This window comes from Pseudoalteromonas sp. KS88, from assembly GCF_004766475.1.
Lineage (GTDB): Bacteria > Pseudomonadota > Gammaproteobacteria > Enterobacterales > Alteromonadaceae > Pseudoalteromonas.
In genome coordinates this window covers 117,794-141,549 of record NZ_PYHV01000014.1, presented here as the reverse complement: position 1 = coordinate 141,549, position 23,756 = coordinate 117,794, and the positions used below count along the sequence as shown (strand labels likewise).

General features: G+C 42.7%; 16 protein-coding genes. 7 read left to right on the top strand and 9 right to left on the bottom strand.

Going from position 1 to position 23,756, the window contains the following annotated elements; translation table 11 throughout:
- Positions 1–225: 225 nt before the first annotated feature.
- Positions 226–1,179 (top strand): ribosome biogenesis GTPase YlqF, encoded by a 954-nt coding sequence (gene ylqF / locus C7Y70_RS09210; RefSeq protein ID WP_135474572.1) that lies wholly within the window; start codon positions 226–228, stop codon positions 1,177–1,179.
- A 739-nt stretch (positions 1,180–1,918) separates the two neighbouring features.
- Entirely contained in the window at positions 1,919–5,368 is a 3,450-nt protein-coding gene (locus tag C7Y70_RS09205; RefSeq protein ID WP_135474570.1) for a PAS-domain containing protein, read from the top strand.
- Here C7Y70_RS09205 and C7Y70_RS09200 read toward each other — a convergent pair.
- From C7Y70_RS09200 to C7Y70_RS09165, 8 genes are all read right to left on the bottom strand, one after another.
- A complete protein-coding gene (locus C7Y70_RS09200) occupies positions 5,360–6,646 on the bottom strand; it encodes a HAMP domain-containing sensor histidine kinase (protein ID WP_245321457.1) in 1,287 nt (428 codons plus the stop codon). The two genes, C7Y70_RS09205 and C7Y70_RS09200, sit on opposite strands and share 9 nt — an antisense overlap.
- The gene (locus C7Y70_RS09195) at positions 6,646–8,022 is read right to left on the bottom strand and encodes a sigma-54 dependent transcriptional regulator (protein ID WP_135474568.1); all 1,377 of its coding nucleotides are present in this window, start codon (positions 8,020–8,022) and stop codon (positions 6,646–6,648) included. The genes C7Y70_RS09200 and C7Y70_RS09195 overlap by 1 nt, the downstream gene beginning before the upstream one ends.
- Positions 8,023–8,075: 53 nt before the next feature.
- Positions 8,076–10,529 carry an ABC transporter permease gene (locus tag C7Y70_RS09190; protein ID WP_135474567.1) on the bottom strand — a complete coding sequence of 818 codons (2,454 nt, stop codon included), beginning with the start codon at positions 10,527–10,529 and terminating at the stop codon, positions 8,076–8,078.
- Between the two features lies 1 nt (position 10,530).
- Positions 10,531–11,283 (bottom strand): ABC transporter ATP-binding protein, encoded by a 753-nt coding sequence (locus C7Y70_RS09185; RefSeq protein WP_135474565.1) that lies wholly within the window; start codon positions 11,281–11,283, stop codon positions 10,531–10,533.
- Positions 11,280–12,557 (bottom strand): HlyD family efflux transporter periplasmic adaptor subunit, encoded by a 1,278-nt coding sequence (locus C7Y70_RS09180; RefSeq protein WP_135474563.1) that lies wholly within the window; start codon positions 12,555–12,557, stop codon positions 11,280–11,282. Before C7Y70_RS09180 ends, C7Y70_RS09185 begins: the two co-directional genes overlap by 4 nt.
- A gap of 158 nt (positions 12,558–12,715) precedes the next feature.
- Positions 12,716–14,200: a beta-lactamase family protein gene (locus C7Y70_RS09175; protein WP_245321455.1), complete on the bottom strand. Its 1,485-nt coding sequence runs from the start codon at positions 14,198–14,200 to the stop codon at positions 12,716–12,718.
- 185 nt (positions 14,201–14,385) lie between these two features.
- Entirely contained in the window at positions 14,386–15,051 is a 666-nt protein-coding gene (locus C7Y70_RS09170) for a response regulator transcription factor (protein WP_099295161.1), read from the bottom strand.
- A gap of 97 nt (positions 15,052–15,148) precedes the next feature.
- On the bottom strand, positions 15,149–17,434 hold the full coding sequence (locus tag C7Y70_RS09165) for a TonB-dependent receptor (protein ID WP_135474558.1): 2,286 nt from the start codon (positions 17,432–17,434) through the stop codon (positions 15,149–15,151).
- Positions 17,435–17,695: 261 nt separating this feature from the next.
- Between C7Y70_RS09165 and C7Y70_RS09160 the strand changes: the two genes are divergently transcribed.
- From C7Y70_RS09160 to C7Y70_RS09140, 5 genes are read left to right on the top strand one after another with little or no spacing between them, the layout of a single operon-like run.
- Positions 17,696–18,997 carry a GntP family permease gene (locus C7Y70_RS09160; RefSeq protein ID WP_099295163.1) on the top strand — a complete coding sequence of 434 codons (1,302 nt, stop codon included), beginning with the start codon at positions 17,696–17,698 and terminating at the stop codon, positions 18,995–18,997.
- A gap of 9 nt (positions 18,998–19,006) precedes the next feature.
- Complete coding sequence (locus C7Y70_RS09155; RefSeq protein WP_135474556.1) at positions 19,007–20,191, top strand: homoserine O-acetyltransferase; 1,185 nt, start codon at positions 19,007–19,009, stop codon at positions 20,189–20,191.
- 4 nt (positions 20,192–20,195) lie between these two features.
- Positions 20,196–20,957, top strand: coding sequence for a 3-hydroxybutyrate dehydrogenase (locus C7Y70_RS09150; RefSeq protein WP_135474554.1), 762 nt, complete (start codon positions 20,196–20,198; stop codon positions 20,955–20,957).
- 8 nt (positions 20,958–20,965) lie between these two features.
- Positions 20,966–21,673 (top strand): CoA transferase subunit A, encoded by a 708-nt coding sequence (locus C7Y70_RS09145; protein ID WP_135474552.1) that lies wholly within the window; start codon positions 20,966–20,968, stop codon positions 21,671–21,673.
- Between the two features lie 10 nt (positions 21,674–21,683).
- On the top strand, positions 21,684–22,340 hold the full coding sequence (locus C7Y70_RS09140) for a CoA transferase subunit B (RefSeq protein ID WP_135474550.1): 657 nt from the start codon (positions 21,684–21,686) through the stop codon (positions 22,338–22,340).
- A gap of 97 nt (positions 22,341–22,437) precedes the next feature.
- On the opposite strand, the gene C7Y70_RS09135 is transcribed toward C7Y70_RS09140, so the two are convergent.
- On the bottom strand, positions 22,438–23,730 hold the full coding sequence (locus tag C7Y70_RS09135) for a DUF3472 domain-containing protein (protein ID WP_135474548.1): 1,293 nt from the start codon (positions 23,728–23,730) through the stop codon (positions 22,438–22,440).
- Positions 23,731–23,756: the final 26 nt, after the last annotated feature.

The window sequence follows — 23,756 nt, the reverse complement described above, 5'->3', positions numbered from 1 at the left end:
AAATTATATATAGTCTAACTCAAGCAGTGTCTTCTATGAATTAAAATACTCTAAAGTCAGAGATTTGTTATTAGATTAACAGTATGTAAGTAGTACTTTCACAATTAACTTCATTTTATAGTAAACTAACTCTAATTATGAAAAGTACAAAAGCATAGTTTTACTTTTAGTACCCACATTAGTACCCATGGCCTAGAGCCTGAAATTAAAGGTCATACAAATCAAATGAGTAGAGCAGGAATACAGTGGTTCCCTGGGCATATGAATAAAGCCCGTAATGAAATTAAAGAAATCATGCCACAGATGGATGTGATCATTGAAGTGCTTGATGCGCGCATTCCTTACAGTAGTGAAAACCCGATGGTGACGAGCCTGCGTGAAGGCAAGCCGGTCATTAAAATTTTAAATAAAGCGGATTTAGCCGACCCTAAAATGACGCAAGCGTGGAAAGATTACTTTGAGCAAGAAAGTGGTGTAAAAGCCATTGCATTTGGTAATGATAAAGCGGGGCAAGTGCATACGATTAATGAGCTATGTAAAAAGCTCGTGCCGCATAAAGTGGGCGCTGATAAGCAGATTAAAGCCATGATCATGGGTATTCCCAATGTAGGCAAGTCTACACTTATTAATACCTTAGCAGGTCGTATAGTTGCAAAAACAGGTAATGAGCCTGCAGTCACTAAAGCGCAGCAACGTATTAAGCTTGAAGATGGCATTATGCTTTATGACACACCGGGTATGTTATGGCCAAAAGTTGAAAATGAAAACTCAGGTTACCGATTGGGTGCAACAGGCGCTATTCGTGATACCGCAATTGACTACGAAGAAGTGGCCAGCTACACCGCTGAATATTTATTGCATGCCTACCCTGAGCTTTTAAAAGCGCGTTATAAAATTGATGAATTACCACAAAGTGATTGGGAATTTGTTGAAATGGCGGGCAAAAAGCGCGGCTGTATTCGCGGTGGAAACCAAATCGATACGTATAAAATGTCAGAAATTCTAATTAATGAATTACGAGACGGTATCATTGGCCGTATTACCATGGAAACGCCTGCCATGCGTGAAGAAGAAGAAAAAATGGTTGCAGAGCTACGCGCTGCCGCTGAAGCAAAAAAAGCAGCAAAAGAAGAAGAGAAAAAGCAACGTCGTGCACGAGCGCGTAAAAATCGTCGCTAGTTGTTTTTACAGAAGTTAGCTCACTAAATAACAGCCATAAAAAAAGCCCGAAAGGGCTTTTTTAGTGTCATATCAACCGTCACCGATATGAGCAATGTAGCAAGTAAATATAGTAGGGCGATTATCTGTTATTAACATCAAGGGGCGTTGCTATTAATAACAGGTAATCATCACTTTAGCGTGGGCTACACGTTGTTTCAGGGTCGAGAAACAAATTCAGTTTATTCCTTACAAGCCGTCGTGCTTTACCGTCTTGTTGATATTGATTATCAATTAGATTAATTCGTGTGTCAACAGTTTATTGAAAATAATTCTCATTTACTTTGTCTGGATTTCAGGCATAAAAAAAGCCCGTTAGGGCTTTTTTAGTATCATATCTACCGTCACCGATATGAGCAATGTAGCAAGTAAAATAGTAGGGCGGTTACCCGATATTAATATCAAGGGGCGTTGCATTATTAACAGGTAACCATCGCTTTAACGTGGGCTACACGTTGTTTCAGGGTCGAGAAACAAAAGTCAGTTTATTCAGTACAAGTCGTCGTGCTTTATCGCCTTGTTGATATTGATTATCAGTTAGATTTAACCAGCTGTCAACACCCATTTGAAAATAATTCTCATTTAGTTTTGGTGTTGTTTAAAGGTACATATAAAACAGTTGTTTAGCACTAAAGTTAGTGCTGATTTTTTTGTCTAAAACACCTATGCTGGTTAAATAATAATTAGAATAGTCGGTTTTATGTTTACTATTTGGTCGATAAGTTTGCTTGCCGTGGTGTATTTAGCCATTTTATTTGCGGTTGCTGGGTGGGCTGATAAGCGTAAAGTTTTACCGTTTAAAGGTTTAACATACGGGCTTTCGCTAGGTGTTTACTGCACGTCTTGGGCATTTTTTGGTACGACAGCACAAGCTGCAAATAATGGCTGGTGGTTGGCGCCTACTTATGCGGGAACCATTTTGTTATTTATATTTGGTTGGCAAATTTACTGCCGCATTGCCCACATTTGTCGTCAGCAAAAGCTAACATCAATGGCTGATTTTATTGCCACGCGTTATGGCCAATCTTCTAGTTTATCGGGTTTGATTTCACTTATTTCAGTGATTGCGATTGTACCGTATATCTCTTTACAATTAAGCGCTACGGCGCAAAGTATTAACCTGTTAACAGCACAGACTGCCTCACAAAATCCTCAAGTGTGGGCGGACAGCACGTTTTATATTACGTTACTATTAGCGCTATTTGCTATTTTATTTGGTGCCCGGCGCTTAAAGCCCAGTGAACATAACCCCGGGTTAATTGCCAGTATTGCATTTGAATCTGTGGTTAAGTTGTTGGCATTTATTGTGGTGGGTTTGTATGTGTGTTTTGCACTATTTGAAAGCCCTATGGACTTATTTAATAAAGCCACCGAACTGAATATAGATAAACAAGTGGCTGCCACTCAAAGCCCAACTTATGTCTACGTTGCACATACCGTATTAGGGGTATTGGCGACGCTGTGTTTACCACGGCAATTTCATATGAGTTTTATTGAAAATAATAACAATAAGGAGCTTGCCACCGCCCGTTGGTTGTTCCCCATTTATTTACTTTTGATCAACCTGTTTATACTGCCTATTGCTTATGCGGGGCTTATTTATTTTCAAGGCAGTGATGTCGGTTACGATACATTTGTTCTGGCATTACCCATGTCGGCAGACAACCCGTTTATCGCACTATTAGCATTTTTGGGAGGCTTCTCCGCGGCAACCAGTATGGTAATTGTGTCGGCTATTGTGTTGTCGGTGATGATCACCAATGACTTTATAAACCAGTTTATTTTGCGCCGATCCCAATTGAATTCAGGTAGCAGAGGCTTAAATAAGAACAACTTATTGCATGCACGAAAAATTGTTATTGTGCTGATATTACTGCTTAGTTACTTTACGCATCGAATACTGGGTGAAACAAATACGCTTGCGAATGTTGGTTTGATGTCGTTTACCCTTGTTGCGCAGTTTGCCCCTGCAATGGTGATTGGTCTATGGTGGCGACAAGCCTCTTGCAAAGGGGCGCAATTAGGAATTTTAAGTGGTTTTATTATTTGGGGTTATACCCTGCTATTACCAAGCCTAGCAGGTGGTTTAGGGAGTGATAATGGCTGGTTAATTAATGGTCCATGGCAGATTGCATGGCTCGCACCGACTGATCTATTTTCCCTTGGGCTTGAGAGTATAAGCCAGGCATTATTACTTTCATTAGGCGCTAATTGTCTCGTCTATTTTCTGGTGCCGCTATTTAGCCAAGCCACATTAGCTGAGCGTTTACAGAGCAATAAATTTATTACTCAAGCAGCGGACTCTCGTGTCAACGCAGCGCTTCAGCCGCTAAGTTACAATGATTTAAGCGCTCTGCTGCAACGTTTTGCAGAGAAAGAAGCCAGCCAAATATTGGTCAATGACTATTTTCCTATCGATAAAAGTAAGTGGAAACAGCCAGCTAATGTTGAATTAGAGCTACTCATTGAACGTGAAATGTCAGCGGTGATTGGCGGGGCGTCGGCAAGGCTTATTTTAGATGTGGCGAAAAACGAACAACGCCAACCACTAGAGCAAGTGGCGGAGTTCGTTGACGAAGCCACACAAGTACTAAAGTTTAATCGTGACTTATTGCAATCCACTATCGAAAATATTCAACAAGGTATTAGCGTGGTTGACAGTGAACTACGTTTAGTCGCCTGGAATCAGGGCTATAAGCAGATGTTTGCCTACCCAGAAGATGCGCTTTTTATAGGTCGTCCTGTGGCTGATATGATTCGTTTTAATGCAGAGCGAGGATTGTTTAGCACTGACGATATAGATACCGAAGTTGATAAGCGTTTGGCATACATTAAACAGGGCAGCGCGTATAAATATCAGCGTTCACACAGTGACGGTCGGGTATTTGAAATGCAAGGCAACCCTTTACCAGGCGGTGGTTTTGTTACCACTTACACGGATATATCTGAATTTGTTAAACAGCAAAAAGCACTAACACAAGCCAATGTGAGCCTAGAGGAAAAAGTAGCGGCGCGCACGACTGCGTTAACGCAAGCAAATCATGAACTATCACAAGCCAAACAAGTTGCAGAGCAAGCCACGGTGAGCAAAACGCGTTTTTTTGCTGCTGCTAGTCACGATTTACTGCAACCTTTTAATGCAGCCAGCTTATTTTGCTCATTGATGAATGAAAAAGCGCAAGATACAGAACTTAAAGATCTTGCCTTAAATATCAAAAATTCATTATCCAGTGCAGAAGAGCTGCTATCGAGTATTTTAGAGCTCACCAAGCTTGATTCTGGTGCATTTAAAGTGCAAGTCAGTGAGTTTTTGGCAAGTAGCCTAATTGAGCCGCTGCGTAATGATTATGCAGCTCTTGCCAAAGAGAAAGGGCTCGGCTTTGTTATTGAAACCTGCGATGTGCGTTTGATAACAGACAAAGCATTATTAAGGCGCGTGTTACGTAACTTACTAAGTAATGCAATTCGCTATACAGAGCAAGGTGAAGTGCGATTGAAGATGCAACAGCAAGATGGACATGTTTCGTTTATTGTAGAAGACACCGGAATTGGCATTGCCACAGCCGACCAACAAAAAATTTATCAAGAGTTTAAACAGTTAGGTGCCAAGCACAATGCAGAAGGTTTAGGGCTAGGCTTAGCAATTACTAAGCGAATTTGTGATTTGCTGACTATTCCGTTGGTGATGGGATCTGAGCTTGGCAAAGGCACGCAATTTACATTAACCCTGCCTTGTAAAGAGAACTATAACAAAAGCACTACTCAACCCCATGAGCATAACCAAGAGACAGAATTGGGCCGTCTACGTATTTGGCTGATAGATAACGATAGCAATGTGCTTGAAGCGCTCAAACAATTACTTGAAAACTGGGGCTGTGCAATTGCCTCCGCCACTAACTTAACCGAGCTTGAGCAATTGAAAGTGGCTCACGATTTACCACAACTACTAATAGTTGATTATCAACTAGATGACGGTGTGACTGGGCTTGACGTTATTGAGCAAGCAGGCCTTGAAACACTGCCGGCTATAGTCAACACAGCGAATCATGATGAGGGTATTCGAGAGCGGGTGCTAGATGCAGGCTACCCACTGCTCTATAAACCACTTAAAGCACCCGCCTTAAAACGGATGATAAAACGGCTAACATAATTGCAAGGACACGAATACTTGGGTTCCCGGTTTATTTTGTCGGGCGTTAACACTCAACTCGCCCCCTTGGTTGCGTATCAATTCGCGACTGATCACCAAACCGATTCCTGCGCCTTGTGCTTTGGTTGAGTAAAATGGCACAAAGAGGTTGTCAGGGTTGGCAATGCCCGTGCCGCTGTCAGTCAGTTCGATCACAACGTTATCGTTTTGCTGTTGCCAGTTAAGTGTGGGAGGCGTGTTACCGCCTGCTTCAAAGGCATTTTTTATCAGGTTGATAAGTGCTTGCTCAAGCTGGCCTAAATCGGCTTTAAAATTAACTGGCTGAGATGAGAGAATTACGAGCTCAGGGAATATTGCCTGTAGTCGTAAGTTCACTTGCTCGTTATTGATTTGTTGTTTATTTGGCGTGGGGAGTTTTGAAAATGCACTGTAGCTACTTACAAAATCAAGCAAGTGTTGCGCACGTTTTTCAATCACTTGCAGCATATCTTGGGCAAGGTCTGGGCTCGGGGTTATTTGCCCTTGCTGTTTCATGGTTTGTAATGATTGGCTCATGGAGTAAATTGGCGTTAAGGAGTTACGTACTTCATGGTTGAGCACGCGAATTAAGCGCTGCCAAATGTCTTGTTCATTTGCGCGCAGCTGTTGTTCGATTGAAAATAGGGTAAGCAGTTCGTAGTTTCGCCCTGTGCGCCAAAATGTTTGTGCTGATACGATAAAGCGGCGTTTAAAACGAGACTCTTTCTCTATTTGCCAACGGCCGTCGTTATAAACTAATCCTAAATCGGCGCTACTTAACCCCTCAACATTGGATGTTGTTAAAGTGTTTAAAAATGCTTTATTGGTAAAGTAAACTTGCCCGTGAGGGTCTAAAATAACAATGGGTAAATCAAGCATGCTGGCAAACTCAAACACGAACTCTTCGGTTTGCATATAATGGCGTTTACTTTGCGCTATTTTGTCACTGAGCTTGGTAAAGTCATTTTTAAGGTTGGCGACTCGCCCGATTTGGTACTGCGCTAAATGCCAACTATTACTCTCGTTGTTAGCCAGTGCATCGAGCTGTGTTCCAAAGCGTTCGATAACATCAAGGGTTAGCTTGTAGCTTTTGACAACTGCAAACAGGCTTACTGCAACAATGGGGAGTATAATACTAATGCTTGCAAACCAATCGAGCCCCCACGTTATTACAAGCAAAATACACAGCATTAATACAATAAACATCACTAAGGCGGCATAACGCATTAGGCGTTGTTCGAGCGAGTGAGTGCGGGCCATCAAAAGTCTGCTTCTTTTAAATCAAGCTGGTGTTTATCGATTCGTCTGTAAATCGCTGATTTACTCAAGCCTAAAAACTCACCTGCGACCACAACATTACCATTAAATTGCGCCAATGCTTTTTGAATCATCTGTTTTTCAAGTTCTTCCAGAGGCAGCAGGGGTAATGATTCACTCGTTGCGGTGTTGCTTGCATCACTACTGGGTTGTTCAAGAATTAAATCACTGGCGTCAATATTGTCGTTATCGCTCATGATTACGGCACGTTCAATACAATGGCTAAGTTCTCGCACATTGCCCGGCCACGTGTAGTTTGTGAGCGCTTTGGTCGCAGAGGCTGACAGTGACATGCCTTCACGTTGGTATTTTTTACTGTGCGTTGCAAGTAAATGATGGGCTAATTCTATAATGTCTTCAGGGCGCTCACGTAGTGGCGGAATATGCAGTTCAATGGTGTTGAGCCTGAACAATAAATCGCGACGAAACTCACCCGCCTCAATGGCTTTAGCAAGCTCTGCGTTAGTGGCTGCAATGATCCGTACGTCTGCTGTTTGGGTTTGGCTTGAGCCTAATACTTCAAACTCTTGGCTTTCTAGTACGCGCAGCATTTTACTTTGTAGCTCAAGGGGGAGTGTGGCTATTTCATCTAAAAATAAGGTGCCGCCATTGGCTATTTCAAAGCGACCTAAACGGTCTTCTTTGGCGTCGGTAAAGGCGCCTTTTTTGTGACCAAATAATTCGCTTTCAAATAAAGAGGGCGCAATCGCGCCAATATTTACGCTCACATAGCGTTGCTCGCAGCGGTTAGAGTGTTGGTGAATATAGTTTGCAAGCAGGCTTTTGCCGGTGCCATTTTCTCCGGTGATTAAAATACTGGCATCGGTTTTTGCGGCGCGGTTAGCACGTGTTAGTAATTGCTGCATCACCGCTGAATTGGCGATGTAATCAGTATTTTTTGGTAAGTTCAGTGCTTTTAAACAAGCATTATCGTGATTGCTTTTTTTCAGCGTTAGTTGCTGTTGTACAACGCTTGTTAGGCGCAGGTTATTCCAAGGTTTCTCAACAAAATCAGCAGCGCCTAATTGCATCGCTTTTACCGCGACATCTACACTCGCCCATGCCGTCATTACGATAACAGGAATAGTTGAGCCAATTGATTGCAGTTGCTTTAAAAATCGCAACCCTTCTTCACCGGAAGTGGTATCGAGGCGAAAGTTCATATCGAGCAAAATAAGGCTAATTGCATTGCTGTTTATAATATCAAGAGCTTGCTCAGGGCCTTGTGCTTCAATACATTGCAAGCCAAGTTGGTTTAAAGCGACGATGGCGGCCATGCGAACATCGGCTTGGTCATCAATTACTAAAATTGGGTCCATTTTATATGTATAGTCCTGTCGTGGTGGCCCTGTTTGGGCCACCCTTATCATTATTATTCGTTACGAAGTGCGGCCATGGGTTTGGCTTTAATTAAGAGTAATAGTGGCCTAAAGCAGGCGAACATTGCAATAATCAACGTGATAAACCACGCCATTAATTGTAAACGCACGTCTAAAATTAACCATGAGACAAGCTGTTCTTGCAGGCTATGGTAGCCAACTATCATTACACTTAGCGCTAAAATAAAACCGATTAGCACAGGGAGTACGGCTTCTTTGCTCATAAGTTTAAATAAGCGTGCTTTTTTAGCCCCTAGCGCCATACGAATACCAAATTCATAACGACGTAGACCTAAGTTGTAACTCAGTACCCCAAATATACCTATTGCAGCGAGTAATAGAGTAAAGAGAGCCAGCGTACAACACAATACGACTGTAAGTCGGCTCATATACAGTAAGTTATCGTATTCCTGCTGCGAGTCTTTAAACTGCCAAAGTGTTAGGTTAGTACTCGCGTCACTTAATATATTTAATACTTGCTTGCCAGTCAGTTTGACTCCTGGCTCTGCCTCTATAATAAACATATAGCTCCACGGTTGTGCTGGCCACCATATATGCCGGCCAAACGATTCATCATAGTATTTAGGATGATTAAAGTCCTCGGTAATACCAATGATTTCATACATGTTATCTTGTAAACCACGGTAATTTTGGCCAATGATATTTGTGTGATCCTGATTGGGTAACAACCATTTTGCGACACTTAAAGATACCAGCATTTCATTCGTTTCTCCGCGAACAGCTTGTTCACTAAAGGTTCTTCCGGCGAGTATTTTGGTACCGACTAAATCAAAATATTCAACGCCAACCCCTTGGCTTGGGAAGAATATAGTACTGTTACCTTCAACATCGGTTAATGAGTTAGCCGTTTGACGAGCAGTGATAGGGCTGTGACCCAGTGCAACTCCTTTAATATCTTCATTATCTTGTAATATTTTTTGGTATTTCTTCGCGTTAACGTAACGCTCATCCAATGATGAATTATTGTTTGGTTGAAACAACTGCGCAAAAAATAGATTTTCAGTATTGCTGCCTAAAGGGCGGTTGATGGTCTCTAAGGATTTACTTACCACCATGACCGAGAAGCTAACCAGTAAAGCGGCTACAAACATTTGCACGCCAATTAATAGACGAACAGTACGCCCAGATACCTGCGAAATACCGCCTTTACCGCTGTTCTGCATTTGCTGGTTGAGGGTTTTATAATTAATTAAATACGCTGTGATGATTGAAAAAATGTAAGCTAAAGCAATACACATCACTATGGCGATAAGTACTAAGTTGGTATCGACGGCGATGCTATTCACTAATGGTAAGCGGCCTTCAGCAAGCACTTTAAATAGTCTTATTCCCCAGACTGACAAAAACAGCGCAATACTGACCGAAATACTCATCAAAATAAGAGATTGCAGCAATATACTGTTAAATAACGTTTTACGCTTTGCGCCCAGTACAGCTTGTAATGCTAATGTTTTATGTTGCGCTAAAGCCCGAGAGAAGAACAAGGTACTGACATTTAGTACGGCAATAACGAGTAGCCCTAACGCACCAGCGAGCATCATTAAACTTAATTGGTCATTATTACCCAGCTCAACCTCGCGATACGGTGTGACAACAGGGTTTATATCAGTAATACCGCCATTATCAAGCCACTCAGGTTTTATGCTATCAATTTGGGCTTTTAAGTCAGTTTTTACTTGCTCGTTAGTGATGCCTGGTTTTAATACGGCGATCAACTTTAAGTTACCAAAGGTATTGGTCCATGGACTTTGCCAGTCATCGGTATGAAAAAAACGGCGGTCTGAACTGGTAGGAAACCATGCTTCAACTGAGCCTGCTTTAATCATATAAGGCGGACTAAAGTGACCTGCTACAACACCTGTTATGGTATATCCTGAATTACCGATGCCGCCAATTGTTTTTAAGGTTTTACCGATTACATTTGGATCACTATCAAAGTGCTCTTGCCAAAAGTTTTCTGAAATAATAACGCTATTATCAACTTCTTCTAATGTATCGCCTTTGTTGAAGCCTTGGCCAAGTAAAAATGGTGTGTTTAGGAGTTCAAAATACTCAGCACCAACATAAAGTACGTCTTCTTTTGGTTGGCCATCTAAATTGGAAAATACTTGCTCTGCGGCATTGATCATAAATGTCTGCTCAAAACTTTGATTGTTTTTAAGCCAGTGCACAATTGATTGATAACTTTGAAAACCTGAAGAGGTGTTTTCTTGATATGTAGTTTGCTGCTCAACCACCACCATGCGGCTCTCATCAAATATATCAAGAGGCTTTAAGAAGTAGCTATTCACTAAACTCAGCACCACAAAAAGAGTAGCGAGAGTAAGTGCCAAAGTGGCTACAACGGCGGTGACAAACCCCGGTGCATTCATCAGTGATGCCCATGCTAAGCGCAGTTGGCTACGCGTTTTTGTTAAACGGCTCATATTAAACGACCTCGACGCTGTCTGTTGCTAAGTTTGCTGTAGGTCTCGCTTGGTTTTCGCGCGCGTGCGAGTATGAGACAATTTCGCCATCGAGGAGTTTTAGTTGAGTTTTTGCTCGCCCTGCGTAGCGCAAGTCATGGGTTACCATACAAATGGTGGTGCCTTTTTGATTAAGTGCATCAAGTAAGTCCATCACGGCATCGCCGTTTTTGGAGTCAAGGTTACCTGTTGGCTCATCGACCAATAAAATACTGGGCTTTCCGGCAAGGGCGCGAGCAATAGCAATACGCTGTTGTTGACCACCAGATAGCTGGTTGGGCTTATGTTGCGCGCGGTGACCCATTTCAACTTCATCAAGGGCGTGTTTTACTGCGCTTTGAATGTCAGCTTGGCTCATCGCAGGCTCACGATAAGTCAGCGGCAGGGCGACGTTATCAAAAACTGATAGCTCATCGATTAAATTAAATGACTGAAAAATAAAACCAATATGTAAATTACGTAGCTCGGCTTGTTGGTCCATATCAAGGGTTTTGGTATCGACGTTTTTAATGGCATATTGGCCGTCTGTTGGGCTATCAAGCAAACCTAACAACGATAGCAAGGTTGATTTCCCGCAGCCTGAAGGGCCGCTAATACAAATATAATCACCTTCATGAATAGTCAGGTCGATATTTTTTAAGGCATAGGTTTCAACATTTTGGCTGCGATAAACCTTGGCGATGTTCTTTAATGAGATAAGCGTATTGTTGTTCATAAACTTTCCTGTTCGATTTTTATAGTTGCCAAATGCTGCCATTTAGAAAGGTCTGAAATGATCAGCTGTTCGCCCACCTTAGCGCCATTTAAAAGTTGAATTGTATTATCACTGAGTGTACCAAATTCAATATCTATCGGGGCGGCTAAATGAGTGTTGGGGTTAAGTTTAAAAAGCATCGCTTTTGAATGAGCTTTTGCTTTTTGCGGTAATTTAATGGTCAGTGCATTAGCTATTACATTGCTTATAACATGGCCTTCTATGCTTAAGTCAGGGCGTGCATTTGCAGGTAATTCACCAATAAGGTCGAGCTCAATCATGACACGGCCATCACTAACAATAGGGTCAATTCGGGTCACTTTAGCTGCCACTTCACCTTGCTTTGAATTGCTAAAGGTATTAACGCGGGCATCCATATTGAGTGCGATCTTTTCAGCGTCACTTTGTTTAATACTGAGCTCTGCTTTGAGTGCGTTGTCAGAGCCCACCACTGCTAAGCGGGTTCCGGGTGTGAGGTTTTGACCCAGCTCTACATTGAGCTCTTGCAGCATGCCGTCAATGCCTGCTGTCACTTGAAGGTCATCAAAAGCTTGTTGTTGTACTTGATAATTTAATTCAAATTGGCGCAATAACTCTTGTTGCACTTTGCTGCGTTGTAGGTGCATTTGCGCGAGTTGTGCGAGGCGCTTTTTCTCAATCTCTACACGCTGCTTAAGTTGTTTTACGGTGAGTAAGCTGCGTTTGTAATCTAAACTCGATACGATACCTTGTTCGATTAATTGACTCTCTGCTTCGCTTCTAAGCTGAGCGCTTTCAAGCTCACTTTGCAAAATAGTTAGGTTAGCTTCGCGCTCTAGTAGCTGACTCTTTTGATTGATTTGTTGTTCACTAGCGCTGGCCTTTTGCCTTGCAAGCTCCAGTCTTGCGACTGATAAACGCTGCGCTTGCAGTGGATTAACAAGGCTTAAAATAACGGTGTCTTTTTTGACTTGGGTACCTGGGTAAACGTGAATTGCTTCAACCATTGCGACATCGGTATTGGTTAAGTAGCGCTGATATTTTGATTTTAATCGACCAAAGCCTTTCACTTTTACAACAAAATCAGCTTGTGTCACGCTGGCTATTTGCAGTTGTTTGGCAGGCAATGATATTGGGGCAAGCCACAACTTAATAAGCCAAATAACCAGTGTGATGCTAATGAGTAAAGCGCCAATAATCAGTTTTTTACGCTGATTTGGTTTTTTACTCGGCTTTAAGGTGCTATCTAAATCCATGGCTTGTGTTTCATTATATTCTAATTAATAAACACAGTAGCGAGGAACGTGCCAAATATTAAGGTGTTGAATTATATTGCTTTTTATTTTATTTTAAATAAAGTATTTCCCACTTTTGGGAGAGAGAAATCAAAAGTGGGACGAGAGCAGTGGTAAGCTTATTGATTAAGCTTGGCTAATTTAATCAATTGCTTTTGCGCATGTGCGTTATCAGGTTTGAGTTTAAGCACATGCTTATAGTTTGTAATGGCGTGTTGATAGTCCCCAAGGTGCCAATAGGCTTCAGCTAAGCTATCAAAGGTATTATAACTTTGTGGGAACAAATGCGTATTAAGTTTAAAAATAGCCAAGGCCTCATGTAGTTTTTCTTGGCTAATCAGTGAGTAGCCCCACAGATTAAGATTGTTTTCATCAAACTGGAAATGTTGCTTTTGGCTTAAGGTGCGCGCAGCTTCAATGGCATTTTCATAGCCTTGGGCCTCAAGAGTTTGCCACAATAATTTTATGTTTTTAGTTAAACCAAAGCCGTTCTCGCGTTTCATTTGCGGGATATAAAACCCGGCAATTTCATCTGCAAACTGTGAAGGAAGTGCGCCAGCAAGGTTGGTTAAAATAACAATAGACATATTATCTTCAGGGTAAACAAATACACCAGCTCTATTTCCTCCAACGGCCGCGATTGCTGGATGTTCTTCACGTCCCATGACTGGCCAACCTAAGCTATAACCATTTAGGAGTCTATTAAACCCTTGCGTATTACCATTATTTAATCGAGCTGGAGTCCACATTTGACGTACGCTATCATCATTGATCAATTTGTTAGTTTGCAATGCAATTAACCAGTTTGCTATTTCAGTGGCCGTTGATGCCATACCTGCTGCTGTTTGTAGCATAGGAGAAAAAGTAGCTGCTCTTAAGTTTATAAGGGTTGTGCCTTGGTTTTCATAGCGCCTTGCTGAATGCTTAACGACGTGATTAAGATTGTTAAAACCGGCGTCAATGGTTCTATTCATTTGAACCCGCTGCAACTGATTTTTTACGATAAACTGCTGAAATGGCATGCCTGATAGCTTATTAATTAGCTGACCAATGATAATATAATTAGTTTGGTTGTATTTAAAACGGCTGCCTTTTTCAAACTCTACAGGTAATAATTGCACTTTTTGCCACGCATCTTTTGGCGCAAGATCAGCTATTAAGTTACCCACATCGTCTTTCAAAATAGCCGGTAAACCAGAAGTGTGGCTCATCAATTGTTTAATCGTTACGCTATGCCACTGCTTAGGTAGCTCAGGTAAATATGTAGCAATAGGCGCATCAAGGGTGAGTTTTTTCTGCTCAACTAATTGCATTAGGGCAACGCCAACAAAGGCCTTAGTGACTGAATTAATAGAAAATAAAGTGTCTGAGTCAACCGCAACATTATCCTCAACATTGGCGTGCCCATAATGAGCTGTTTTTATTATTTTATTATCTTTGACAATGGCCAGTTGTAAGCCGGGAATATTGCGCTTATGCATAAGTGTTTGCATCCACTGATCAAGCTCGTCCGCATTGACGCTAAAAGCACTTAAAATAACGGTGAAAAAAGCAATAATGCGTAGTATTCGGTTTTTACCCAGTGATTTGCTCGCTGTATACACGTGATTGTCCTTAGTGTTTATTTGATTAGTGCATGAGATAAAAAATTTTAAACTCACGTTGCGAGCACTAAAGCTAAGAACATGCCAGAATATAAGGTGCTGAAATATAGTGTTTTTATTTTTTTTGGATATGAGTGTCTTTCCCATTTATGGGAAAAACGCTGAAAACTGGGAAGCGTTTTGGTTTATTGGCTGCCTTCGGTTTTACCCACCTGAGATAGCTGGTTAAATAAAATGCCTGCTTGGGTGCGGTTATATACGTTGAGTTTGCGCAAAATAGCGGATACATGTTGTTTGATGGTGGTTTCTTGAATCGACATTTCAAACGCGATTTGTTTATTCAGCAGCCCATCAGCAATCATGGCTAAAACACGGTATTGTTGCGGGGTGAGCTTTTCTAGGTTACGGGCAAAACTGCTTTGCTCGTCATTGACGACTACATCGGTTAAATCAATGTCGACTGGCAGCCAAGTATCGCCATTGAGAACATGGCTAATGGCTTCGCTTATGACATCCAAAGATGATGACTTTGGAATATACCCCGCAGCACCTAAGCTCATTGCTTGTTTGATTATAGTGGGTGTTTCGTTAGCTGAGACCATAATAACTAAAATGTCAGGGTAACGGTTTCGCAGTTGTGACAGTGCTTGTAAGCCATTAGCACCGGGAATGGTTAAGTCTAAAAAAATCAGTTCTGTTTCAGGATGATTCGCGAGTAAAGTGAATAAGCCGTCGATATCACTGGTTTCTTTTATATGTTCTTCAGGCACACAGGTTGCAGCCGCTTGGCGCAATGCGCTTCTAAATAGTGGGTGATCATCGGCAATTATTGTGTTCACAGCAAAAGACATTCCTAATACTCCAAGGCAATAAGTTATAAGTGATTTTTTGGGTTGAAACAAGGTTTACCTGCTAGGGAAATATCAGGTAAACCTTTAAAACACTCACTTAAAAGCTATAGCCTACAGTAAGTGATACCGTACGAGGGTCGCCGTAGTAGCCAATCAAGGTATTGTCTCCACCAAGGCCTGGTGTGTATTTACTGACATCAGCAGGGGCAGTTGGATCAGGAGTAACAAATTGGTAGCCGCCAATCATATACTGCTCATCAGTGAGGTTTTTACCGTATAAACCAGCACTCCACTGGCCATCGGTGCTGTACCAAGTGATCCCGACATTTAATATGCCGTAAGCGTCTTGCGTTAATAAGCTGTCTTCTTCAAATAATGAATAGTCACCACGGTGGTAGTAATTACCGTTCATAACAAAGTCGCCCATGTCGGTATACATACGGTAAGTCGCGCCAAGGTTAAAGGTTAAGTCCGGCGTGTTCGATACACTGAAACGGTCTGATTTATCAAATGCTTCGCCAGTTGTAGGGTCATAATCAATTACGTTATCAAAGCTGCTATCTATGTAACCAATGGATGCATCAAGGCTGAGTGATTCTGTGGCTACATAGCTGAGCTCGACTTCAACACCGTCTGAAGTTGATTCACCGATGTTACCTAAACGCTGGTTTAAATCAGCGGCGCTGTCGCCTGGTAGAACTGAGATATACTGGCGGTCTTTGTGATCAAGCGTAAACACGGTGACATTAGCTCGAAGGTTATTATTCCACTCACTTTTCATCCCAAATTCTATTGAATCAACCACTTCTGGTCTCGCGGCAGGTTCTGCCGTGGTTGCCCGTGGGTTAAACGTGCCTGATTTAAAACCTTGTGCATAACTTGCAAAGAACATAATGTCTGAGCTGTATTGGTATTCGATACCCGCTCTAGGCGTAAAGCGAGACCAATCTTCACTGTCATCGAGTACTGTAGGGACTAAGTCACCCTCTGGGCGAACATAGCCTGGCACCCACCCAGATTCAGGATAAACGGTATCAAAGATCAGGCCGTTATTCACCTTTGCCTCTTTGCTGTCTTGGGTGTAACGCGCACCGAGTGTCATAGACCATTTATCGTCAAAGTCATAACTACCTTGAATGTAGGCAGCTTTGCTGGTGGAGTTGCTGCAACCGCTTACTTCACGAGTAAGGCCCGGTGCGCCAAGGCTTTTACCGAGCTCTTCTAAAATGGCTTCAAACTGACCACATGACTGGCCATCATAGTAGTACAACCCAGATACCATTTTGTAGTTATCGCCCTGATGATTGAGTTGTAACTCATGGGTAGTTTGTTCATCATCGTAAATAGCGGGAACATCAAAAATGCGGATTGACGTATTATCAAAATCAATATTCGTTGGCGAGTAACTTTCACGGCTAGCGCCAACATACTTTAAGCTAGTGTTGTTACTTATATCCCAGCGCGCTGTTAGGCTATAGCCTTCAAGCTCGACTTTGTTCCATGTTGGCATGCTGGTGTAAGAGTCGTATACGCTATCTGGCACAGGTGCATTAGTGAGTAAGCTTGGCAGTAAACGATAGCCGCCTTTAGCGTTAGATTTATCTTCGGTTTTATCCCAAGCGAGTCTAAAAAACAAATCGTCTGTGGGTGTGTATTCTAACGTTACGCGTGCGGCGGTAACGTCTTTGTTGTAGTTTTCACGGTCTTGATTATCAAGGTCAGAGGTTAAAAATGAGCCAAAGCCATCGCGGTTTAAAGTGGCAAAACCAAAGCCAACATAAAGTTTCTCATCAACCAGTGGCAGTTGCCCGGTAATTTTTAAATCTTTTTGATTGTAGCTACCTACGGTGCCTTGCACATTGAGTGTAGCATCGCCGCTCATTTCTTTAGTCACGTATTTAATTGCGCCACCAATGGTATTTTTACCATATAGCGTGCCTTGTGGGCCACGTAGTACTTCAATTTGTTGTACATCAAGTAAATCCAGTACCGCACCTTGTGGGCGCGCTAAATATACGTCATCAATATAAATACCAACGCCGGGTTCATAACCCCACAGTGGGTCTTGTTGGCCTACACCGCGAATAAATGCCGTGATGGTTGAATTGGTACCGCGGCTGGCTTGCAGTGTAGTGTTTGGGGAAAACTGCTGTACTTCAGTCATCACGCTAATGCCGTTTTCGGCCAGTTCTTGTGCGCCAATAGAGGTCACTGCCACAGGGACTTCTTGCAGGTTCTCTACGGTTTTACGTGCAGTTACTTCAATACGTTCTAACTCGCCTTTGGCTTGAGTGGTTTGCTCGGCGGCAATACTGCTGGCACTTAATAATGCCAGTGAAACGGCGAGAGTAACCGGTGTAATTTTTTGATTGAGCTTAATCATGGTGTGTTCCTGTTTTTGTTGTCTTTGTTGATTGCTTAATTGCTCATGTCACCTGCATTTAATGTAGAAGATAGTTGCGAAAAAGGAATTAGTACCATAGTGCTATACGCTCTCAATACCTTGACTTATCTAGCTTTTAAGCCAAATTTAAACGATGTAGTACCTTAGTGTTATGTCATTTTTACTGTTTTAACGTAAGACTAAATTCAATTACTGCGATGTCACCTCATCTGTGTAATAACAATAATTATAGGAATGTCTATGCTGAGCATGATAGGGCTGTTAGGCGGTTTAATACTGCTGATTATATTAACGTTGCGTGGTGTAAACTTGTTTATTGCCGCGCCAATCTGTGCACTGCTGGTTGCGCTAAGTAGTGGGATGGCGATATTTCCAGTAACGGCAGAGAGTAATTTTATTACTGCCTATATGGATGGTTTTGCTGGCTTTTTAAGTGCATGGTTTTTTATGTTCTTACTGGGCTCGTTATTCGGTAAGTTTATGGAAGACACCGGCGCGGCAGATAGCGTAGCAAGCTACATAGTTGGCAAGTTAGGCATGAAACATGCCGTACTCGCAGTGGTCATTGCCTGTGCGGTACTGACTTATGGCGGCGTTAGCGTGTTTATTGTGGCGTTTTCGGTCTACCCGATGGCGCTGAGTTTGTTTAAAGACGCTGATTTACCCCGGCGCTTTATTCCTGCCACGTTAGCATTTGGCTCGGTGACATTCACCATGACCTCGGCAGGCTCACCTGAAATTCAGAACTGGATACCGGTTAAGCACCTTGGTACATCACCCTATGCCGCATGGGAAGTGAGCCTTGTAGTGGCTATTTTTATGGCGATAGTGGGTTACGTTTGGCTTAACAAAATGATTAAAAAGGCCGTTTCAAACGGTGAGCGATTTGCTGCCCGTGATGACGATCCGGTGATCTTAGAGCGTGAACGACCGCACCCAATCACTGGGGTTATTCCGCTCATAGTGGTGTTGCTCTTATCATTTATGTTGCACGATATTTTACAACAAACCGCCTTAATAGTGGCGTTACTCGGTGGCGTGTTAAGTATTGTGGCAATCAATTTTAAATACTTTCACAACATGGCTAATGCCATCAATGTGGGGACCACGGGTGCCTTGGTTGCCATTGGTAATACGGCCGCTGTGGTCGGTTTTGGTGCGGTGGCTAAAGTGTCGCCGGCATTTATTGCCGCGGTTGATTTAATGACCCAGATGCCCGGCAATGAGCTGGTTGGTGCCGCGGTGGCGGTGAGCGTTATTGCTGGCTTAACTGGTTCAGCCTCGGGTGGCCAAGCGATTGCGCTACCGCTTGTTGCCCCAGGTTATTTGGATATGGGCGTTAATCCTGAACAATTGCACCGGGTGGTGGCTATTAGCTCCGGCGCACTCGATAGCTTGCCGCACAATGGCTACGTGGTGACAACGATACGCGCTATCTGTAATGAAACACATCAACGCGCTTACTGGCCGCTGGCTGCATTAACTGTGGTTATCCCGCTTATTGGTGTCGCGTTGGCATTAGGTCTATTTATAACTTTTTAAGGAAGGGGAATGAAAACAACATTAATAATTATCGGATTGCTTTTATTTTATACCAGTGCCGCGTTTAGTGCAGGCAAAGCTGCACCCATGCTGGTGGAGAAACAACATTTTACCACCAAAGATTTTACCACTGTATCAGGTAAAAAAATTGCCAAAGTCGATATTGGCTGGGAAAGCTACGGTACGTTGAATAAAGCCAAAGATAATGTGATTTTAATTACTCATTATTTTTCTGGCACCTCTCATGCGGCGGGTAAATACAACGCTGATGACGCTTTACCAGGGTATTGGGATGCGATTATTGGCCCAGGCAAAGCCATTGATACGAATAAGTATTTTGTGATCAGTTCTGACACTTTAGTAAATGCCAATTGGCATGATCCAAATGTAATTACAACGGGCCCTGCATCAATCAATCCTGCTACTAATAAACCCTATGGGCTCGACTTTCCTGTGGTGACAATTACTGACTTTGTAAATGTGCAAAAGCGGTTGCTCGATAGCTTAGGCATCAAAAAGCTACACGCCGTGATGGGCGCATCAATGGGGTCATTCCAGGCGCTTGAGTGGGCGGTGCGTTACCCAGATCAAGTTGAGCGACTTATTCATGTGATTGGTGCTGCCACCATGGATGCGTGGACGGTGGCGGCCCTTGAAAAGTGGGCATTGCCAATTCGGATAGATAAGAACTGGCAGCAAGGCAATTATTACAACAAAGAGCGCCCGCTAGATGGTTTGGCTGCAACCATGTTGAACATTACTCAAGATGCCATGCACCCGATTATTTATAACGCCAGTTTCCCTAAATTTACCGTACTTGATCAAGGAGCGTTGAATGATATTCGTACCTTGCCACAGCTTAGCCAAACATTAGCAACACGAGCTATGGCACGTGCGAAAACCCAAGATGCTAATCACGTATTGTATTTAGTCCGTGCATCACAGCTTTTCACTGCGGGTATGCAAGGAGATTTAACAAGTGCACTGAAAAACGTGAAAGCAAAAACCTTATTGCTGCCTGCCACAAACGATTTATTACTGCGTCCTGAAAATATGCGAACGGTTTATAAAGCCATGAAAGCAGCAGGTAAAGACGTTGAAATGTCAGAGATTGAAGGCGGCTGGGGGCATTTAGACGGCATTTTTTCTATCTCACCAAAGGCTCAGCTTATCAGTGACTTTCTAAAGGAGTAATCGCATGAGTAAAACGGTATTAATTACAGGGGCTGCAAGTGGTATCGGCTTTTATATTGCTGAGCAACTCGCCAAAGCGGGTCACCATATTATCGTCACTGATTTACATCAGCACAGCGCTGAACAAGCCGCTGCTAACATTATTGATCAAGGCGGAAATGCACAAGGTTTTGCGCTCAATGTAGCTGATAGTGATGCAATAGAGATATTTTTTAATGAATTTAAACAGCCGATTGATGTATTGATCAATAATGCGGGTATTCAGCATGTAGCTAAACTTGAGGATTTTCCTGCTGATAAATGGCAGTTTTTACAGCAAGTGATGCTAGTTGGGCCAGCGATGATGACCAAAGCGGTGTTACCGCGTATGCGCAAGCAAGAGTTTGGCCGTATTATTAATATTGGCTCTATTCATGCGATGGTCGCGTCTAAATATAAGTCAGCTTATATTGCTGCTAAGCATGGCTTAATAGGCTTTGCTAAAACCATGGCGCTGGAAACAGGGGATGCCAACATCACCATTAATACGGTATGCCCTGCATATGTAAAAACGCCGTTAGTCGAGCAGCAAATTGCCTCGCAAGCTAAAGAACATGGTCTATCAGAGCAGCAGGTTATCGATACTATTATGCTTGCGCCTATGCCTAAAAAATCCTTTATTGGTTTGGATGAAATACATCATACAGTGACATTTTTAATGGCAGATGCGGCACGTAATATTACCGCACAAGCAATCGCTATTGATGGCGGTTGGATAGCACAATAGGAGGACGTATGGCAGGTTTTGATAAATTAGTAGCTAATTACAATGAGGCCATGGTAGGCCTTGAAGATGGCATGACGGTGATTGCTGGTGGTTTTGGTTTATGTGGGATTCCTGAAGGGCTTATTGCGCAAATTAAACGCCAAGGCACGCGAGATTTAACCGTCGTATCAAATAACTGCGGGGTTGATGGCTTTGGCCTTGGGGTGCTGCTTGAAGATAAACAAATTAGCAAAATGGTCGCTTCTTATGTGGGTGAAAACGCACTATTCGAGCAACAGTTACTCAGTGGCGAGCTTGAAGTACAGCTAACTCCACAAGGCACCTTAGCTGAAAAAATGCGTGCTGGTGGTGCGGGCATACCAGCCTTTTACACCGCAACTGGAGTGGGTACCCCTGTGGCTGAGGGCAAAGAAACCCGAAACATTAATGGCCGTGATTATTTACTAGAGCCGAGTATTACCGGAGATTTTGCCATTGTTAAAGCATGGAAGGCGGACCGCTACGGTAACTGCATTTACCGCCATACGGCGATGAACTTTAACCCCATGGCCGCTACAGCAGGGAAGATAACCGTACTCGAAGTTGAAGAAATTGTAGAGCCTGGCGAGCTTGAACCAAGCCAAATTCATACTCCAGGTATCTATATCGATAGAGTAATAAAAGGCAAATTTGAAAAGCGCATCGAGAAAATCACTACGCAAGCGGCAAAGCTTTAAGGAGTAAATAATGGCGTTAACACGAGAGCAAATAGCAAAGCGCGTAGCGATGGAATTACAAGATGGCTACTATGTTAATTTAGGAATTGGAATACCTACGTTAGTGGCGAACTATGTGCCTGAGGGCATTGAGGTAATGTTGCAATCGGAAAACGGATTGCTAGGTATGGGGCCATATCCAAGTGAATCGCAAGTCGATGCAGATATGATCAACGCAGGAAAAGAAACCGTCACGGCGGCGAAAGGCGCTGCCATTTTTAACTCCGCAGATAGCTTTGCAATGATCCGCGGCGGCCATGTCGATTTAACTGTGCTAGGTGCGTTTGAAGTTGATCAAAATGGCAATATCGCCAGTTGGATGATCCCTAATAAGTTAGTTAAAGGCATGGGCGGAGCAATGGACTTAGTGGCAGGAGCAAAAAACATTATTTGCACCATGACCCATGCGAATAAACATGGTGAATCAAAGCTACTCTCAGAATGCAGCTTACCGCTGACTGGTGTGGGGTGTATTAATAAAGTGATTACCGATTTAGCCTTATTAGAAATTAAAGACGGCGCTTTTCACTTATTAGAGCGCGCACCCGGTGTAAGTGTTGATGAAATTAAAGCTAAAACACACGGGCATTTAATTATCGCTAAAAACACACCTGAAATGACACTTTAAAAACTCCCCAAAAAGGTTATCAATTAAACCTGCGTATATTTGTCGCTTGAAGGTGCGACAAATATACGGATTGGACTAACACGACGTTGTAATAACCTTAGCGATTAGGTAAGGCGTTTAAGTTTACCTTAGGTGCTTTACTTGCTGGGCGCTCAAACTGACTATGCAATTTAGTTGGGCCTGTAAAAAAGCCTGTGTTGCGTAAGTAAAAGCCTGCGTTTTCAGTGCCACCTTGATAATCCATTCTAGATTGCTTGGCGGCAGTTGCATCATAGGTAAAACGTGCTTTAGTCAGTGCATGCCATTTGCCATCAGTATCCCTGAGCCACTGATTACCGTATAACGCTTTGCGCTCGAATTGTCCTGCATCTGGAATGAAATTCTCTAAGAAGCTGTGTGGCCTTGCTACATATGTATTGGTATTGGGGCGCCTGAAAGAAGCGATGAAGAGCCACTTTTCAGTATTAGGATCATAAAAATATGCGCTGTAATCGGTTTTGTTATTAAGGTTTTCAGTCGGGTTTACTTTCAATAAAAAACGATAGGTTTGCTCTGCCTGCCATGGGAAAACGAGGTAACTTTGACCGCCAGAGCCTTCGTTACCAAATTTACCTGTGTATACATTGTTGCCTTTTGCTAAGAGTTGAATTCTCATTTCAACAGGGATAGCTGTCGGATCATCCGTTTGAAATGGGCTCCACACTGAAAACAAAACTCTGCGTTCGGTTTCAGAGTTAACCTGTATACCAAAGTAACCCTCAGCAAAGCCGTTAGCCATAAAATATGAGCCCTGATGATCATAGCCTTTTGGTACTGTGAGCTCAGAGTAAAACCATTGATAGTCTTTTGAAGTATCATCTATAGGGTAATTTAAATGTACTGACGGACCACGACGGCCCCAGTAAATATCGTCTTTGACATATAAAGGTGCGGCGATGTTTTCATCTAGCGTGATAATGACCCCTTCAATATCTGCAAAGGTACTTGCACTTCGAGTGAGTCCACTCAATATCAGCTGCTGATAGCCTGCACCTGTTGGGTTAAATTGCCCTAGATCGATATCTTGGAATTGTTGATTTGTGAGCTTGATGATCTGGCTTTGCTGATTAAAAGTGACTTTTAATTGGCTGTTTCCGCCAGTAACTTTTGCACGTATTTTTAAATTGAAAGGGGCGTTTGCTGGCAAATAAAAGTAGTGGCTAATTGGTACTGCAGGGTCTTGCCAGTGAGTAATTCCTTGGTCACTGAGCAGGTTTTTATTTTCTACAATGCTATGGTTGGTGGCACTATTGCCATAGCTGGGAATAAAGTAGTCAGTGGTTTGATTTGCTGCGACTAAGGGAGAAAGTAAAGCGCCCAATAATAAGCTAACAAGTAGTAAAAATCTCATAGTATGTTCCATAAAAAAAGCGCCGA

Excerpts from the sequence above, each read along its gene's own strand:
- C7Y70_RS09200 (WP_245321457.1), bottom strand. The coding sequence starts at position 6,646 with ATGGCCCGCACTCACTCGCTCGAACAACGCCTAATGCGTTATGCCGCC.
- C7Y70_RS09155 (WP_135474556.1), top strand. The coding sequence starts at position 19,007 with ATGAAAACAACATTAATAATTATCGGATTGCTTTTATTTTATACCAGT.
- C7Y70_RS09165 (WP_135474558.1), bottom strand. The coding sequence starts at position 17,434 with ATGATTAAGCTCAATCAAAAAATTACACCGGTTACTCTCGCCGTTTCA.
- C7Y70_RS09185 (WP_135474565.1), bottom strand. The coding sequence starts at position 11,283 with ATGAACAACAATACGCTTATCTCATTAAAGAACATCGCCAAGGTTTAT.
- C7Y70_RS09190 (WP_135474567.1), bottom strand. The coding sequence starts at position 10,529 with ATGAGCCGTTTAACAAAAACGCGTAGCCAACTGCGCTTAGCATGGGCA.
- C7Y70_RS09180 (WP_135474563.1), bottom strand. The coding sequence starts at position 12,557 with ATGGATTTAGATAGCACCTTAAAGCCGAGTAAAAAACCAAATCAGCGT.
- C7Y70_RS09160 (WP_099295163.1), top strand. The coding sequence starts at position 17,696 with ATGCTGAGCATGATAGGGCTGTTAGGCGGTTTAATACTGCTGATTATA.
- C7Y70_RS09195 (WP_135474568.1), bottom strand. The coding sequence starts at position 8,022 with ATGGACCCAATTTTAGTAATTGATGACCAAGCCGATGTTCGCATGGCC.
- C7Y70_RS09170 (WP_099295161.1), bottom strand. The coding sequence starts at position 15,051 with ATGTCTTTTGCTGTGAACACAATAATTGCCGATGATCACCCACTATTT.
- C7Y70_RS09140 (WP_135474550.1), top strand. The coding sequence starts at position 21,684 with ATGGCGTTAACACGAGAGCAAATAGCAAAGCGCGTAGCGATGGAATTA.
- C7Y70_RS09135 (WP_135474548.1), bottom strand. The coding sequence starts at position 23,730 with ATGAGATTTTTACTACTTGTTAGCTTATTATTGGGCGCTTTACTTTCT.
- C7Y70_RS09145 (WP_135474552.1), top strand. The coding sequence starts at position 20,966 with ATGGCAGGTTTTGATAAATTAGTAGCTAATTACAATGAGGCCATGGTA.
- ylqF (WP_135474572.1), top strand. The coding sequence starts at position 226 with ATGAGTAGAGCAGGAATACAGTGGTTCCCTGGGCATATGAATAAAGCC.
- C7Y70_RS09150 (WP_135474554.1), top strand. The coding sequence starts at position 20,196 with ATGAGTAAAACGGTATTAATTACAGGGGCTGCAAGTGGTATCGGCTTT.
- C7Y70_RS09205 (WP_135474570.1), top strand. The coding sequence starts at position 1,919 with ATGTTTACTATTTGGTCGATAAGTTTGCTTGCCGTGGTGTATTTAGCC.